16 protein-coding genes are annotated in these 15494 nt (G+C 45.5%); 6 read left to right on the top strand and 10 right to left on the bottom strand.

What is annotated here, in order from left to right; all coding sequences use genetic code 11:
- Positions 1–112: 112 nt before the first annotated feature.
- A complete protein-coding gene (locus RT717_RS17995; RefSeq protein WP_317487773.1) occupies positions 113–283 on the bottom strand; it encodes a hypothetical protein in 171 nt (56 codons plus the stop codon).
- Positions 284–1560: 1277 nt separating this feature from the next.
- On the opposite strand from RT717_RS17995, the gene RT717_RS17990 reads away from it, so the two are divergent.
- Positions 1561–1917 carry a PadR family transcriptional regulator gene (locus RT717_RS17990; protein ID WP_317487772.1) on the top strand — a complete coding sequence of 119 codons (357 nt, stop codon included), beginning with the start codon at positions 1561–1563 and terminating at the stop codon, positions 1915–1917.
- Entirely contained in the window at positions 1905–3095 is a 1191-nt protein-coding gene (locus tag RT717_RS17985; protein ID WP_317487771.1) for a hypothetical protein, read from the top strand. Before RT717_RS17990 ends, RT717_RS17985 begins: the two co-directional genes overlap by 13 nt.
- Positions 3096–3147: 52 nt before the next feature.
- Here RT717_RS17985 and RT717_RS17980 read toward each other — a convergent pair whose 3' ends face one another.
- The 5 genes from RT717_RS17980 to RT717_RS17960 all read right to left on the bottom strand — a co-directional run bounded on the left by RT717_RS17980 (position 3148) and on the right by RT717_RS17960 (position 6981).
- Positions 3148–3615: a DoxX family protein gene (locus RT717_RS17980; RefSeq protein WP_317487770.1), complete on the bottom strand. Its 468-nt coding sequence runs from the start codon at positions 3613–3615 to the stop codon at positions 3148–3150.
- 13 nt (positions 3616–3628) lie between these two features.
- The gene (locus RT717_RS17975; RefSeq protein ID WP_317487769.1) at positions 3629–3982 is read right to left on the bottom strand and encodes a nuclear transport factor 2 family protein; all 354 of its coding nucleotides are present in this window, start codon (positions 3980–3982) and stop codon (positions 3629–3631) included.
- Between the two features lie 93 nt (positions 3983–4075).
- Positions 4076–4660 (bottom strand): Crp/Fnr family transcriptional regulator, encoded by a 585-nt coding sequence (locus RT717_RS17970; protein WP_317487768.1) that lies wholly within the window; start codon positions 4658–4660, stop codon positions 4076–4078.
- 111 nt (positions 4661–4771) lie between these two features.
- Complete coding sequence (locus tag RT717_RS17965; RefSeq protein ID WP_317487767.1) at positions 4772–6256, bottom strand: oligosaccharide flippase family protein; 1485 nt, start codon at positions 6254–6256, stop codon at positions 4772–4774.
- A 2-nt stretch (positions 6257–6258) separates the two neighbouring features.
- Positions 6259–6981 (bottom strand): class I SAM-dependent methyltransferase, encoded by a 723-nt coding sequence (locus tag RT717_RS17960; RefSeq protein WP_317487766.1) that lies wholly within the window; start codon positions 6979–6981, stop codon positions 6259–6261.
- 50 nt (positions 6982–7031) lie between these two features.
- Here RT717_RS17960 and RT717_RS17955 point away from each other — a divergent pair, with 50 nt between their 5' ends.
- Complete coding sequence (locus RT717_RS17955) at positions 7032–8234, top strand: glycosyltransferase family 4 protein (protein ID WP_317487765.1); 1203 nt, start codon at positions 7032–7034, stop codon at positions 8232–8234.
- A 53-nt stretch (positions 8235–8287) separates the two neighbouring features.
- Here RT717_RS17955 and RT717_RS17950 read toward each other — a convergent pair whose 3' ends face one another.
- The 3 genes from RT717_RS17950 to folK are packed head-to-tail and all read right to left on the bottom strand — an operon-like array spanning position 8288 to position 10704.
- Positions 8288–9394 (bottom strand): aminotransferase class V-fold PLP-dependent enzyme, encoded by a 1107-nt coding sequence (locus RT717_RS17950; RefSeq protein ID WP_317487764.1) that lies wholly within the window; start codon positions 9392–9394, stop codon positions 8288–8290.
- Positions 9395–9399: 5 nt separating this feature from the next.
- Positions 9400–10152 carry a sulfite exporter TauE/SafE family protein gene (locus RT717_RS17945; RefSeq protein ID WP_317487763.1) on the bottom strand — a complete coding sequence of 251 codons (753 nt, stop codon included), beginning with the start codon at positions 10150–10152 and terminating at the stop codon, positions 9400–9402.
- A 54-nt stretch (positions 10153–10206) separates the two neighbouring features.
- A complete protein-coding gene (gene folK, locus RT717_RS17940) occupies positions 10207–10704 on the bottom strand; it encodes a 2-amino-4-hydroxy-6-hydroxymethyldihydropteridine diphosphokinase (RefSeq protein ID WP_317487762.1) in 498 nt (165 codons plus the stop codon).
- 86 nt (positions 10705–10790) lie between these two features.
- Here folK and sppA point away from each other — a divergent pair, with 86 nt between their 5' ends.
- The gene (sppA, locus tag RT717_RS17935) at positions 10791–12545 is read left to right on the top strand and encodes a signal peptide peptidase SppA (protein WP_317487761.1); all 1755 of its coding nucleotides are present in this window, start codon (positions 10791–10793) and stop codon (positions 12543–12545) included.
- A 21-nt stretch (positions 12546–12566) separates the two neighbouring features.
- Positions 12567–13556 (top strand): biotin synthase BioB, encoded by a 990-nt coding sequence (bioB, locus tag RT717_RS17930; RefSeq protein ID WP_317487760.1) that lies wholly within the window; start codon positions 12567–12569, stop codon positions 13554–13556.
- A gap of 39 nt (positions 13557–13595) precedes the next feature.
- Here bioB and RT717_RS17925 read toward each other — a convergent pair whose 3' ends face one another.
- Positions 13596–14462, bottom strand: a complete 867-nt coding sequence (locus RT717_RS17925) for a lysophospholipid acyltransferase family protein (protein ID WP_317487759.1) — start codon at positions 14460–14462, stop codon at positions 13596–13598.
- A 301-nt stretch (positions 14463–14763) separates the two neighbouring features.
- Here RT717_RS17925 and RT717_RS17920 point away from each other — a divergent pair, with 301 nt between their 5' ends.
- Positions 14764–15402 (top strand): DUF4136 domain-containing protein, encoded by a 639-nt coding sequence (locus tag RT717_RS17920; protein WP_317487758.1) that lies wholly within the window; start codon positions 14764–14766, stop codon positions 15400–15402.
- The last annotated feature ends 92 nt before the right edge of the window (positions 15403–15494 follow it).

Raw genomic sequence — 15494 nt, 5'->3', positions numbered from 1 at the left:
AAAAAAAAGAAGCCCACACCTGTTGGCCCCCGAAGGGCAGGCATGGACTCCAAACTAATAAACCAGATCGATAGCCGTCGTTGGTCAGCTAACGATTTCTTCAACGAGGATTTTACTTCGAAGCAAAATTCCTCATATATGTATTACACGCTGTTTCGCTTCCAATAAACATGATCGAGTACTCTTTCATTACCAACCAGGTATTGTCGTCCTTTGAGAATTTCAGAGTAAGCTGATCCTTTGATTTTGACACCTGAGCGAGCACTTTTGAAAACCAGTTCATGATATTTTTTTGTTTGGTTATTCAATTATACGGAGGAAAAGAGAGCGAGAAATTTTGTTTCGACGAATAGGAAGTAGGTGTCGATAGAGCCGGGATATGAGACGACGTAGTAAAAATTGGTACTATTGAAATTATTTTTTGTGTTTTCCAAATACGTAGTTCCATAAAACTAAATCTGCATGCCTGTTTAGGGATCAGGCCGGGGCTAAGTTCAAAGCCTACATTGGTTAAAAACCACCTGGTTTAGAGTTACAATTATGAAGATGTCACTTTCGAGCGAAATTTCGCATGTAAATACTGCATTGCATTTCGTCTCCCATGAACAGGATTGAGTGCTCCTTCATCACAAGCCATACATTGTCATCCTTTGAATACTTCAGCCTAAGTTCACTCTTCGGCTTTAATATTTTAGCAAGAATTGTAGGTAGCCACGACATATCATTTAGTAGTTGATTTGCCTATTAATACGGTATGCAAAAAAGAAGTAAGTGATGTTTCGATGAAGTGGAATTTGACATCGACAGACCCATGCGGCAACACGATCGAGCAGAAAAAGAAGGATCAAGCGGAAAATCTGGAGGATCACCCTTTACACCCAATATCCCGAGTGGTCATAAAATAAGCAAAAGGTCCAAGCCTATCCGACTGGAGAAGCCCGGCCGGGCGAGACGCATTGAGCCAGTTTTGCTTTTTTATTTAACCACAAACGAAACATTCAATCCCCGGAAATACAGATTGATCCAAAAAGAGTTGCTCAAGCTGAAGGGCAACATATGAAGGAGAAACGAAAAGAAAAAAAGCCATACCTGTTGGTCCCCGAAGGGCAGGTATGGGCTTCAAACTAATAAACCAGATCGATAGCCGTCGTTGGTCAGCTAACGATTTCTTCAACGAGGATTTTACTTCGAAGCAAAATTCCTCATATATGTATTACACGCTGTTTCGCTTCCAATAAACATGATGGAGTACTCTTTCATTACCAACCAGGTATTGTCGTCCTTTGAGAATTTCATCACCAGTTGGTTATTAGATTTTTTTGAGAAAAGTTTCGTTAGCCAGGTCATAGGATAAATTGTTCGTTTTGATCGTTTATACCCCTCCAGAATGCCTGGTAACCGTTGTTTCGATGAACACTGCCAGAGAGGCGACGGACCAGAGGTAATTGAAGATGTGTCCTTTTTGGCCCCCCCTGTTGATAGTCTGGTGTCGAAAGATGGGTGTAATATTTGTGTTTCAATTTTCAATCGTATATATTTAAGAAAATTAAATATATAACAATGTCATCATCTGAGTTTATAAAAGGCACGCTGAAGACCATTATTCTGAAGCTCCTTGCCGAAAACAAGCAAATGTATGGGTATGAGATCAGCCAGAAAGTGGAAGAGCTTTCTGCAAGCGAGATCAAACTGACCTATGGTGCTCTTTACCCCGTTCTTTACAAGCTGGAGAATGAGGGGTTGCTGGTTGCCGAAACCGAGGTGGTGGACGGACGTGCCAGAAAGTACTATTCGCTTACGCCACAGGGAGTGGAGTTGGCAAAGGTAAAAGTGTCGGAATTGCAAAAATTTACCGAGACCCTGAAAAATATCCTGCTGCCGGCACCGAACATAAGCCTGGAGATATGGGGAGCTTGAGCAAAGAACAGCTACAGGCCATCAGAGATTACCTTGCCCGCCAGGGTATGACCTACAAGCCCCTGCAGGATGAGATGCTTGATCATGTTAGCTGCGATATAGAAAAGCTGATAGCATCCGGGCAGTCTTTTGATGCTGCCTGGCTGGCGATCACTAAGGAACTACCTCCAAAACAAATTCAAACTATACAATTAGAAACCATGGAAACAATGAACAAAAGAGAATCGCTCTCGAAGTGGCTTGCCTACCTTTCTTTTTTCCTGCTTTTTGCAGGATCGGTATTTAAGCTGATGAAGTTTCCCGGTGCCGGGCAAATGCTCATCGGATCTTTTATAGCCATTGCGCTTGCGTTGATCAGCGGATCTACGTTCGGAATGATAGCCAATAAAGAAAAGAGGGGAGGGTGGCTGCTTGTAGCAATCCTGTTGGGAGTGCTGCTGTTTCTGGCGTCATTTACTTTTCAAATCCTGCACCTGCCAGGAGCTATTGAGCTGAGGACAATGGCGGTGTTGGCGCTGTGTTTATCTTACTCCATTTCTTTTTTCTACCTGAGAGGCAACGAAAACTATCTGCTGACCTGGCTTCACGAAAGGTATACGCCAGCTATTGAAAGATTTATTTTCATATTATTTGCAGCAGTGTTTGTGTTGAGAATGCCTTCGCTGACGTTGGGGTACGAAGATTTTGTGTCTCGAATATTGCTGGTTATTACCATTGCTTCTGCCGGGCTTCATTTCCATGCCATAAGCTGGCAATATCTGAAGGCTGAGGAAAAACCAGGCGTAATTTTTTCGCTTGGGTTGTCGTTTAGCCTGGTTGTTTTTATGCTACCGGCCCTGGTTGATTTCCTTGATATAAACGCAAGAGGGGTGCTAACTGTATTGTTCTGGCCAGTAGCTGGATTTATTGCGACCTACATAGGAGTGAAGGATGGCAAACAAAAGGCTATCTCCCTGGCCGCCACCGGATTTATTACGGCTGTCTCTTCCGTATGGGCCTTGGCTGCTACAGGCTTCTTGGTCACAGCGGCCAACGGTTGGGTATTCAATGGGTTTGTGTTGGCAGCTCTTCTATCTTTATTGGTCTTTTTCAGGCAGAACCGATTTTTCAGGATGTACATGCTCATTGTGGTTAGCCACTACCTTTTTGTGTACCCGTGGGAGCTTGGGCTTTGGTAAAATTTGTAGATGCTGGTTTTGATTCGTCAGTCTCAAAGCCAGCATCTACTTTTTAAAAGGAATGGGCTTGCTGAGGTAGTACGCCGGATAAGCACTTGTCAACAGAGTATCTACCACCTCCGGAAAGGAGCAGTGCAGTACTTATTGCCACCCACAGGATGAAGAACTCAATCCCTTCTCCAGGCTGATTTCCATACCAGTTCATAAAAAAACCATGTTGCAAGTGAGAGGTCGTAACAATTCCTATCGCAAGCAAAATGTAGGAGGCTGCCAAAATTCTCGTAGCAAAACCGGCCAGCAGAACAATGGAGCCTAGTGCTTCTAATAGGATCACCAGGAAGCCGAGCACCCAAGGCATGCCAACAATTTCGGTGAAGAAGATCATCGTTCCATCAAAGCCATAACCCTCAAACCAGCCAAAAAGCTTTTGAGCACCATGAGGAAAAATGACAAGACCAAGTAGCACTCTCAAAACGAAAGGCTCCCATGTATCGGGGGTTTTAAAAATTTTATTGATCATGATTTCTTCCTTTTCAAACCCCGTAGTAGAATTTCTCAAGTACGATTTGGCCGTTCCGCCATTCCTGCACAGATATCTGGGTGTAGTTTCTGGTTCCCCAGTCTTTGTGGGTGTAGTCGTAGTGCCATTCTACCATGGTCACGCTTTCACCAACAGCAACCTTGAGCGGTTTCGCCCCTCTAAACTCTGTGATTGCTGCGAAAAACTCTTCTTCCCGCCTTCTGTTGGCGGCCTTGCCCACAGTGGGCTTCGTTTCGTTTTCCTGCATCACTACATCTTCATGGTAGTACCTTTCAAAGGCTTCCATGGCCTTGCCCTGAAGAACAAGGTCGTTCAGGTCACTGATCTTTTCTAATAATGTTGACATATTACTTTGTGTTTTGTGAGGCACAAAGTTCCGACCTGAGATACTGCGGGAGAATAAACCAGATTAAAAAGGAAGGTTCAACTAGATTAACATCTATTGCTCATGGATAAGCTGACTTCTGATTTTGCTGAGAAACTCCTTAGTGATACCAAGGTAAGAGGCGATCATATATTGAGGCACACGTTGCTCTATTAGAGGATATTTTTTTCTAAAAGCCAGGTATCTCTCCTTAGCAGGAACGCTCATACTTTGCACTATCCTATCTTGCGAAGCCACAAAGGCGTTTTGAATAATAATCCGGAAGAATCGTTCGAGTGATGGGATTTTTTGGTAAAGCTCCTCAAGCTTCTCATGATGGATTTGGATCAGCTCAGTAGTCTCCAAACAAAGTACGTTGTAGTCGGCAGGCTTTTGCTTGATAAAGCTACCCAAATCGGCCACCCACCAGTTTTCTATTGCGAACATGGCAATATGCTCGTGTCCGTCCGGATCTACGTAAAAGGACTTCAGACAGCCTGATAACACAAAGCTCTCAAATTGGCAAATGTCGCCTTGTTGTACGACGTACTGTCCTTTTAGATACCGCCTCTGATTGATATTGGCCAGCAGCAAATGCTGCTCTTCTACGGTAAGAGCTATATACCTGGCGATATAATCAAGTAGAGGTTTGGGGTTCACTTTCTCTGATAGTTAAGTCAGTAGTTGGTAAACGTAATTTCCTGGTTCTGGGGTTAGCTCTTTTTCAAACCACGGATTCTTCTTTTGCTATATCCGTTTTCTGACTGTGAGTTACTGCCTAAACCTACCCCAAACCACCTTTACCAACTCATTCACATCGGGTGAAATTCTAAAAAGAAGGACGGCCCCGCCAAATAAGAACGTGATCATTGTAGACCGGACGAGAATATCCAAAAATACATTTGAAAAAGCAGGAAGATAAATGCCGGCCAAAAGCACCAGTCCAGAAATGACCAGCATCCCCACATTTTTCCAGGTAAAAGGCTGCACGCCAATTTTCACCCAGACAAAAATCATTTTCACCAGGTTGTAGAGAAACAGAGAGATGGCGGAAGCCCAGGCGGCACCGTCGATGCCATAAAGTGGGATGAGCCACTGGTTGAGCATGACGGCAAGCACTGCCAGTATCACCAGCGAAAGCACGTTGAAACGGAAGTATTTCGACATCACAATGATCTCCCCGTTCAAGCTAAAGGTCATGTCCAGCAGTTTGCCCAAACCGATGATGTTCACCACGGTAACCCCCTGGATAAAGGCTTCGTTGTTGGGTACCAGCGCAAAGATGGAATTGAGGTTGGCTGCAATGCCAATGTAGAGCAATGACCCAGCGATCATCTGGTTGATGGACACCTTTTTGTACAAACTGTCTATCTCCACCATGTCGTGCTTGTCGAAAGCCCGGGAAATTAGGGGTGTCGTTATCTGCGTCAGTGCCCGGCGGGGCATTTCAATCACCACAGCGATGTAAAAGGCAGTGGTATAGATGCCATTCCAGCTCAGGCCTATCATTCCGCTGATCATGATCTGATCAATATTCAAGATGATGAAAGAACCGCCGGCACCCAGCAACGCATACATGCTGTAGACCATCATTTCTTTCAGTTGTGGCCTTTCGAATGCAGAAAAAGAGAATTTGAGTGACAGCTGCTTGCGGTAAGCAAGATAGCCGAGCAGGTAAAGCAACGATACACCGTAGACCAAAATCATGGTGTAAACCATGACAGGGAAAGTGATGATATTCACAGCATAGAGCAGCACGGTGATACTTGTCCCAACCCTCACAAGCACTTCTTTGGCAAAGTTGGCCGCCACAATTTTTAAGAGCGCCCGGGAATATCCTTCGGCTACAGCCTGAAACGACATAACTAGCAGCACAGCCAAAATTACCCACTGGTAGTTGTTGACCAACCCAGACTCCTTAGCAAAATAGGCCGTGATGGGTTCCCTGAAGATATTGTAAAGTACAAGTGTGATCAGGTAGCCGACCGTTACCCCAATGAAGCCAAAGGCCAGCAGTTCGCCAGGGCCGTTTTTCTTTTTTTCGAACGCCGGATAGAAACGAACGGTGCATTGGGCGAGGCCAAGCTGAGCCAGCGGTAACAGGAGAAAGGCGGCACTTGGAATAAGCCGAACCAGGCCAATTTCTTCAGGTGTCAGAAATTTTGGAAAAAGGATAAGCACATTGACATAGCCAATCACCACGCCCACATAGGTAAGCACGGTTGTGATAAAGCTCTGCCGGATGACTACGCCCATGGTTATGGTTTAAACCAGATAACGGTATCGGTCAGGCCAGTGGTAGTGAAAACACATGGCCAGTCTTTTACAGCCTTATAAACTGGCTTGTACCAGTCTCTTTCTGCATTGTCCAGCACTAACAGGCCACCCGACTTCAGTTTGTGAATGCCAATCAGAGCGCACTCGGTGCGGGCACGACCGTCAACAAGCAGGAAGTCAATCGAATTATCGTCGAAAGTAAGCAGCTCGCTTACGTAGTTGACGAATCCTTTTTTCGTCTTTAGCCCTTCGGGAAAGTAACTCATCATTGATGCCGGAAATGGCTTTTCTTTTCCATCAGGCTCTACCAGCCTGTAATCCACGTTGTTGATATTTCTCTCTTTCATCCAGGCTTGCACTTTCTCATACCAGCCTTTGTGGTGTTCAATACTAGTGAGTTGACCGAGGTGCTGCGCAAAAAAAGCCGTGCTTTTCCCACTGCCAAATTCAACACCTTTCATGTCTTTGGTCAGCAACTCCCTGAAAATGACAATGGAAGCTGGAGATGTCCAGGCTGTCATGCGGTTGAACTGCTTAAAAGTCCAGTAGTAGGTCTTGAGTACCGGTCGAAGGATTCTGTAAGACAAGTAGGTGAAGTTGGCACCTTTGGCCGCTTCTGCAGGCACCTTGATGTTCCGCTTGACGAAGAAAAAATTGGCTGCAAGTTCTTTTGCCTGCTCGTACCTGGCTTGCGATGTTTGCATTGTTTGTATTTTGCGGCTCGAAGTTATCAAATTATCCAGAACAAACCGGAATGGCCCCACTCAGAATAGGCATGTTACTCGATCAGGATTTTCCGCCCGACTCCCGGGTGGAGAATGAAGCGGTAAGTCTGATTGAAGCTGGTTTCGACGTATTCCTTTTCTCGTTAGCGTACAAAAAGGAAGCAGGCGAGGAGGTTTGGAATGGTATAAGGGTCAAAAGATACGCAGCAGGTAAATGGATATATAAGTCTTCGGCGCTGGCCTATGATTTTCCTTTTTTTCATAGGAAAGTGAAGCCGATGATTGTTCACTTCATTGAGAAGAACAACATACAAGCGTTGCATGTACATGACATGGTGCTGGCGAGAGCTGCTTTTCAGGCAAACGAAAAATTCGGTCTTCCATTGACTCTTGACCTTCACGAGAACAGACCGGTGATTATGCAGTTTTACCCTCATTTGAAGAAGTTTCCGGGCAAATACCTGATCAATTTATCCAGGTGGGAAAAGGCACAAAACGAGCTTCTGAGAAAAGCCGACAAGGTGGTATTGGTGACAGAAGAAGCACGGGACGAAGCAGTTCGTTCTGCCGGTATAGAGCCTGGAAAAGTGGTGGTGGTGCCCAACACGATTCACCCGGACATCTTTTTGAACTATTTCATAGACGCTGGGATTGCCGCTCGCTTTAAGGATACTTTCAACATTGTATATGTGGGCGATACCGGCTTGAGGCGTGGAACCATGGAGCTTATTGAGGCGCTGCCTTTGGTCTTGAAGACAATTAAGAATGCACATTTGATTGTCGTCGGCAAGAGCACTGAAGATGTGCAGTTGCGGCATCGGGCCAGCGAACTCGGTGTTTCAGAATTTGTAAGTTTTGAAGGCTGGCAGGACGTATCTCTTTTCCCCTCTTACATAAGTGTCGCTTCGGTTTGTGTGTCACCCATCCACCGCAATTTGCACCACGACACCACATTCGCCAATAAGATTTTTCAGTACATGGCGATGGGTAAACCTCTCGTAGTAAGTGATTGCCCACCCCAAGTCAGGGTGGTTGAGGAAGCTCAGTGCGGATTGGTTCATGAGGGAGGGAATGCTGAGGATTTGGCCAGGCAGATAATTGCTATTTCCAAAGACCCGTCCCAAGCTATGAGAATGGGCGAGAATGGTAAAGACGCAGTGCTTGAGAAGTACAATTGGCCCAAAACCAGTGCTGGGCTTATTGATTACTACCAAGGTCTCAGAAACAAATAGCCCAACGAGAAGGATGCCACAAAGACACGAAGGGCACGAAGATACTTCAAAGTTTATGTAGGCAAGACCTTTCTAAATTTGTCAATCTCCCCCTCTTCATTGTAAAAATGCACCGCCGCTCGCAGGTAATTTGGCCTGTAGGTAGTGATGATTTTTTCATCAGTCAGCTTTTGATGCAGTGACTTGTCGCATTCGAACGACACAATGCCTGACCAGCTTTTCTCGTCCCTGGGGGCCATGGGAGTAAAGCCACCCTCAGTAATAGCGGAGTGCAGCTTTGCAGAAAGCACTTTCAGTTCTTCGTAGATGTTTTGCCACCCGATGGCTTTCAGTTCTTTCAATGCCTGGCCCTGCATCAGTATCAGAAGTGGCTTGGGGTGCCCGGCTTCGAGGCTTTGCGGCGGGTGTTTGAGGTTTTCAGCCGGGATCGGATCCTTTAGGAAATCGGTCATACTCCCCGGGCCAAGTGCTCCCTGCTGTAGCCTTTTTGTCGAGTTCTTGTTAATGTAGATCATGCCAGCTCCATAGCCAGAGGTAAGCCACTTGTAGGAACTCGCCGCCAGTACGTCGATGTGTATTTTCTGCAAATCGATAGGGATCACACCCAGGCTTTGTATGGCATCCACGATAAGGAATGCTCCATGTTTTTGGCATATGGCCGATATTGCCTCAAGGTCGACCCGGTAGCCGTTAGTGTATTGCACATGGCTGATCACCAGTACCTTGGGCTTGCCAGAAAGCGCTTTTTCAATGGCTTTCAAATCAATGTGGCTTTTCATGTCCCAGTCAATCCAGTGAATTTTCCGGTTGTGGTGAATCCATGGTAGCGTCACCGAAGGAAAATCGTGCTTCACTAAAACCAGTTCCAGATCAGGTGGCAGCATTTGCTGCACCCAGGAAATACCGTACGACGTATCCCACGTAAGGCCTATTTCTTCGCTTGAGGCATTCAGAAGTTCCGCAAACAGTTTCCTTGTTTCTTCCATCTCACCCATCCACAGCGGAAGCTTTTGGCTGGCATACTGTGCGAATTCTGTAAGGTAGTCGGTTCCCTTTTGGAGCGTTGCCTGACTCATGGCACCGGCATTAGCCGTATTCAGGTAGGTGCAGTTGTGAAGAAGGGGATATTGAGAGCGAATGCCTTTTTTGTCTGCGATCATTTCTTTCAGGTAAAAAACCAAAGTTTAATGGCCAATGCAATTACGGTAATCACGAGGAAGATGCGAATCACTTTGTCGCCTTTCTCCACTGACCATCGGCTGGCAATCCATCCACCAGCACTGTTGCCAACTGCCAGTACGAGCCCCAGTGTCCAGTTTACCTTGTCTTCGATGATGAAAACCAATAGTGCCGATCCGGTATAGATCAATGCAGCAAATACTTTCACGAAGTTGGCTTTAACCAACGAAAATCCGTTGATGTGAGTGAGTGCGGCGATGGTAAGAAAACCAACGCCAGCCTGAATGAACCCCCCGTAGATGCCAATGAAAAAGAAAGCGATGACTCCCCATAATTGATGCATGAAATCCAGCTTTTCCCCATTCGACTTCTTTTTGAAAACAGAGTCGAAAATGATCGATAGCACCACGAGCACCATGATGATGGCCAGGATGCGGTTAAAAAGATCGGCATCAATCTCTACGGCGAACCACGCACCAATGGCACCACCTATCAGAGATGAGCCTGCCAACCACCAGGAATAGGGCCGGGCCGACACGCCCTTGCTCTGAAAGCCGGCTACCGAAAAGATGTTTTGCCCCATGATGGCTACCCGATTGGTAGCATTGGCAACCGAAGGTGGCAGCCCAAGGAAAATCAAAACTGGCAATGACAGCAATGATCCTCCGCCCGCCACGGTGTTGACAAAGCCAGCAATAAACCCGACTGCCACAATGAGCAAATATTCGTAATATTCCATGCGTCTTCGTTAGCTGCCGAAGTTAGAAGAAAAATGCATCAGAGGATATTTAATTTATGTGGCGGCGGTGGCGTCTGATAACTTTGTTACCTCCAATGGGTCGGCACATTCACTGAGTAGTTGTGCTTGATTTTTACCTAAAGTTGGGTGAATAAATTCCGGCGCAATCTCGGTCAATGGCGCAAGCGTAAACCTCCTGAAGGGAATTTGGGGGTGAGGCACAACCAGGTTATCTGTTTTGATAACTTCATTGCCAACGTACAAAATATCGATATCGATGACCCTTGGCCCCCATTTTTCTATCCGCTGTCGCCCCAGGTGCTTTTCAATTTCCAGCGCTTGATGCAAGACCTCCTCAGCCCGTAAGCTACTTTCAATCTCAATCACCTGGTTAAGAAAATCGGCCTGCTCAGTCTGGCCCCACGCCTGGGTAGCGTAAATCGACGAACTTCGAACCATCTGCCCTATTCGCTCGTTTATCATTCGGCCTGCCTCCAAAAGGGTAGCCAAACGATCGCCCTGGTTGGAACCAAGTAAAAGGAAAATGCCCATGGAGGTGAATAATTTTAGCGGTGCTCTTAACTTAGGTGAATCTTGTTAGATTTGCAAAGAACAAAAATAAATCAAAAACTGTCCCAATGGCCTTTCTTCGAAATTTGTTAGCCACTATCCTTGGCCTTTTTATCTTCAGTTTTCTGGGTATTTTGGTCATCATGGGTATTATAGGTGCGGTGTCAAGTAGCTCCGATGAAGTAGTTGAAGTGAAAGATAATTCAGTGCTCTACCTGCCTTTAGGTGGTATTTTAAGTGAACGCACTCCCGAAGATCCGCTACAGGAATTTTTCCCCAATAGTGGCCCCAGTTACATCGGCGTGCTTGATCTGTTGAAAGTCATAAAGAGTGCAAAAACAGACGATAAAATTAAAGGCATATACATTGAGCATGGCTACCTGTCGGGAGGCTTTGCCAGTCTGAAAGAGGTCAGAGATGCCCTTTTGGATTTCAAATCATCGGGAAAGTTTATCTACTCATACGGAAACTACATTTCAGAAGGCGACTACTATATCGGGTCAGTGGCTGACGAGCTCTACGTTAACCCGCAGGGGTCACTTGAATTTAATGGTTTCAGCGCCAATATTTCGTTTTTTAAGGGAACACTTGACAAGCTGGAAATTGAGCCGCTGGTGTTTAGGGTAGGGGAGTTCAAGTCGGCCATCGAGCCTTTTATTCGCAAGGACATGAGCCCTGAAAACGAACTTCAGATCAACTCCTTTTTAAACTCCGCTCACGATACTTTTCTTGCAGATATTGCCGAAGCAAGAAACATCCCCGCTGAGAAACTGAAAGAAATTTCGTCGCAAATGAAGGTGCGGCGAGTGGCTGATGCTGTTGACTACGGCCTGGCCACCAAAGTAGCTTACGAAGATGAAATGAAGACCCTGCTCAAGATAAAACTTGGAATAGAGGAGAGCGCTGATATTACATTCATTTCATGGAAGAAGTATAAAAAGTCAATTTCGCCGGAAGAAATTTCCAAGAACAGGATTGCAGTAATTGTGGCCGAAGGTGAGATTTTGATGGGAGAGGGTGAAGATGGCCAAATTGGAGCCGAGAAATTTGCCCGGGAAATAAGAAACGCCCGGGAAAGCGATAGAATAAAGGCCGTGGTGTTGCGCATTAATTCTCCTGGAGGAAGCCTTACCGGTTCCGATATTATTTGGAGGGAAATAATGCTTACCAAAGAAAAGAAACCTATCATTGCCTCCATGGGCGATTATGCAGCATCAGGTGGTTACTATCTTTCCATGCCGTGCGACACCATCGTGGCTCAGCCCAATACTATCACTGGTTCGATAGGCATTTTCGGCATGATGTTCAACATGGAGAAGTTTCTTGAAAACAAGCTGGGTATTACTTTCGATGTGGTAAAAACAGGCGAATATTCAGATATAATGACTGTGACAAGGTCTTTGAGTGATTTTGAGAAACAAATTATCCAGGACGGTGTGAACGAAGGCTATGAAACCTTTACCTCGAAGGCGGCAGAAGCGAGACACTTACCGATAGAAAAGCTGAAGGAGTTAGCCGGTGGAAGAGTTTGGACGGGCATTCAGGCCCATGAGCTTGGCCTGGTTGACCTGCTGGGAAGTTTTGACGACGCAGTCAAAATTGCTGCTGACAAGGCTGAGCTGGGCGACGATTACCTGCTAAGTTTTTACCCTAAGCAGAAAAACTTCTTTGAGGAGATGTTCTCAAGTGCTTCTGACGAATTGGAAGCCAGGTCTATCAAAAATAACTACGGTATGCTTGCCCCTTATGTGAAAGAAATTAGAGATTTGCAGCACTATGAGGGCATTCAGGCACGCATGCCCTATTCATTTGAAATTAAATAACCGAACCTACGCTATCAGGGAATGACTGAACTAAGAAACGACTGGACAAGAGGAGAAATAGAGGAGATTTACAATTCTCCCATGTTAGACTTGATTTACAGGGCGGCTACCGTCCACAGAGAATATAGCGACCCACAGGAGGTGCAGGTCTGTACTTTGCTGTCGGTGAAGACTGGAGGGTGCCCTGAAGATTGCTCTTATTGCCCGCAGGCTGCACGGTACCACACTGATGTGAAAGTGCAGAAGTTAATGGAAGTTGACGAGGTGCTTTCTAATGCGAAAGCTGCCAAGGAGAACGGAAGCACCAGGTTTTGTATGGGTGCTGCGTGGAGAGAGGTGAGAGATAACAAAGACTTTGACAAAGTGATCGAGATGGTCAAAGGTGTGAACCAAATGGGCATGGAAGTTTGCTGCACGCTAGGTATGATCACCGAGTCGCAGGCGAAGCGGCTGAAGGAAGCGGGCCTTTATGCTTACAACCACAATCTCGACACCAGCGAAGAAGCTTACGAAGATATTATTACTACAAGAACTTATAAGGACAGGCTGGATACATTGGAGAATGTTCGGACTGCAAAAATTTCTGTGTGCTCAGGCGGCATCATAGGTATGGGGGAATCTCACCTCGACAGGGTGGGGATGCTCCACACATTGTCGACGTTGCCGGAACATCCTGAGAGTGTACCTGTAAATGCGCTGGTGGCGGTAGAGGGAACACCTTTGGAAGACCAGGAGCGAGTGCCTGTTTGGGACATGATCCGAATGATAGCCACGGCAAGAATCATTATGCCTAAGGCCATGGTAAGGCTTTCAGCTGGCAGGGTGAACATGACCATGGAGGAACAAGCGCTTTGCTTCCTTGCTGGGGCTAACTCTATCTTCGCAGGAGATAAGCTACTTACTACTCCCAATCCGGAAGTGGACGCAGACAAGCAGATGTTTCAGGTGCTTAACCTGAAGCCCAGAGCGTCTTTCAAAGGGGCCGCTGCAGAGAAATATTCAATGGCGTAGCAGCCGCTACCGGGTAGCAGCAACACATTGATTTTCCTGCTACCCATCTTCTCTTTTTAACTTCCACCTGTTATGTGACCAAAGCCACAGATGTGGCGTTTCGATAATGGCTTCCTCAAGAATAGAAGCATACCGTTCTATTATTTCTTCGGCGGTTGCTTCATTTGGGTTTTCAATAACTTTTACGAATTCAAGCGTGTAGTGCCCTCTCGAAGTTTTCTTTATCAAAGGAAAGAAAACGGGGTAGTTGGTTTTTCGGGCAATCCTGTCGGCGCCTATCAAAAATGGTGTATCCTGATTGAGAAACTTTATCCAATGACGACTGCTGTTTTTCTTAGGTCTCTGATCTCCGATAATACACGTCAGCGAAAGCGCTCCCTGCGAGCCAAGCTCAACCACCGTTTTGTACCCTTTTTTAGATGGTACTGCCACCGCACCAAACCTTTCCCGGGCGTCCTTCATTAGAGCTTCGTAGTAAGCTGACTTTAGAGGTTGGTAGAAGGTAAGTACCTTGTGGGACAGCGACAATGGTATGGCTGCGAGCCACTCCCAGTTTCCGTAGTGGGCGGTGTACATAATCAGGCTTCTTCCTTGTTTGAAAAAGTCTTCGAAAACCTCTGCGTTCAGTACCTGAAATCGTCGCTTGATAGCTTTCTCGCTTATCGAGATGAACTTTCCAGACTCAAAAATCAAGTCGGTAAAATGCCTGTAAAACGCTTTTTCAATAGACTTGATTTCAGAAATGCCTTTTCCGGGGAACGAAGCCGTGAGGTTTTTTCTTACCGTCGTCGTTCTGTATCTAACCAGGTAGTAAAGCAAAAAAAAGGAAATATCTGACAGTATATAAACCAGCCAGAAGGGCAGGCGGGACAACAAAAGTACGGGTATGTATTTCAGGCTTTTCAATAGAGTGTCTCCGAGCTTTTTGTAAGTTGACTGGTTGAGGAGCAAATGCAGAAACAATATTTATCAGTAAAGAAGTTCTGGCAAACAAATTTTATTTATAGAGAGTTTTTCCTCCATGGCTTTCCGAATACTTTATACCAAAAAACGGAATCAATGGTTGCGCCAAAGGAAAAATAGCTCATGATGGAAGATTTAATAATATCAAAAGTTTGCAGGTTCACAAAAGTTTGCTGAAATTCATGTAGTTACGAATATTCTGCAAGAGGATTATCTAATATCAATACAATTAATTGCGAGACGTATGAAATCAATCTTACTATTTGCTGGCACAATTATCTTGTTTTCCCTGGGCTCCTGTGTTTCTCAAAAAGACTTTATCATTGAATCTGACTATAGCTATCTGGGAAGATTCAACAAGTACAAGACCTTCGACTTTGTGAATATCGACAAGCGTGACAGCTCCAGCCACAATCCTGATCTGGAAAAATGGATTATTAACAGAATGGAGTCACAAGGCTACAGCTACTCCAATAGAAAACCAGATATATACGTCAACTACAAAATTTACTTCTCTGACCTGAAATACCGTGGCTACAATCAGGAGGATCTTAATGCATATCTCAATAAGGAAGTATCGCTGGCTTCCAATGATGAATTTGAGGATGAGGTTTACCTGAGTGATTCAGAGCTGACAGAACTCGAAAATGCTGAGGCTGCTTCAAGAAAAAGGGAGTATGACGCAAGATACTATACCATGGACTCAGGCACATTGTTGATTATTCTTGTCGATAGAAGGAAGCACAGTGCCGTGTGGCAGGGATATGCCTCAGGTGTGTTTGCGTTGGGTGCCGACAATCTTGATCGCCAACTACGCAGAGCTGCGGGCGTTATTTTCGACAAATACAAAATAGTGGCCGACGGCTATCTCATTAACGACTAGACATTTCTGTAACATCGGTTCTATACTGAGCGTCTAATAAAAAGATGTGATTGATTGTGCAACCTTTACAATTAAATCACATCTTTGGTTTA

Origin of the sequence: Imperialibacter roseus, assembly GCF_032999765.1 — a bacterium.
GTDB lineage: Bacteria > Bacteroidota > Bacteroidia > Cytophagales > Cyclobacteriaceae > Imperialibacter > Imperialibacter roseus.
Note: the sequence above shows the minus strand (reverse complement) of the source record. Positions and strands in the feature narration are given on the sequence as shown.

Bases quoted from the DNA above. Each gene is read 5' to 3' on its own strand.
- RT717_RS17950 (WP_317487764.1), bottom strand. From the start codon at position 9,394: ATGATCGCAGACAAAAAAGGCATTCGCTCTCAATATCCCCTTCTTCAC.
- sppA (WP_317487761.1), top strand. From the start codon at position 10,791: ATGGCCTTTCTTCGAAATTTGTTAGCCACTATCCTTGGCCTTTTTATC.
- RT717_RS17995 (WP_317487773.1), bottom strand. From the start codon at position 283: ATGAACTGGTTTTCAAAAGTGCTCGCTCAGGTGTCAAAATCAAAGGAT.
- RT717_RS17960 (WP_317487766.1), bottom strand. From the start codon at position 6,981: ATGCAAACATCGCAAGCCAGGTACGAGCAGGCAAAAGAACTTGCAGCC.
- RT717_RS17985 (WP_317487771.1), top strand. From the start codon at position 1,905: ATGGGGAGCTTGAGCAAAGAACAGCTACAGGCCATCAGAGATTACCTT.
- RT717_RS17945 (WP_317487763.1), bottom strand. From the start codon at position 10,152: ATGGAATATTACGAATATTTGCTCATTGTGGCAGTCGGGTTTATTGCT.
- folK (WP_317487762.1), bottom strand. From the start codon at position 10,704: ATGGGCATTTTCCTTTTACTTGGTTCCAACCAGGGCGATCGTTTGGCT.
- RT717_RS17920 (WP_317487758.1), top strand. From the start codon at position 14,764: ATGAAATCAATCTTACTATTTGCTGGCACAATTATCTTGTTTTCCCTG.
- RT717_RS17975 (WP_317487769.1), bottom strand. From the start codon at position 3,982: ATGTCAACATTATTAGAAAAGATCAGTGACCTGAACGACCTTGTTCTT.
- RT717_RS17965 (WP_317487767.1), bottom strand. From the start codon at position 6,256: ATGGGCGTAGTCATCCGGCAGAGCTTTATCACAACCGTGCTTACCTAT.
- RT717_RS17955 (WP_317487765.1), top strand. From the start codon at position 7,032: ATGGCCCCACTCAGAATAGGCATGTTACTCGATCAGGATTTTCCGCCC.
- bioB (WP_317487760.1), top strand. From the start codon at position 12,567: ATGACTGAACTAAGAAACGACTGGACAAGAGGAGAAATAGAGGAGATT.
- RT717_RS17990 (WP_317487772.1), top strand. From the start codon at position 1,561: ATGTCATCATCTGAGTTTATAAAAGGCACGCTGAAGACCATTATTCTG.
- RT717_RS17980 (WP_317487770.1), bottom strand. From the start codon at position 3,615: ATGATCAATAAAATTTTTAAAACCCCCGATACATGGGAGCCTTTCGTT.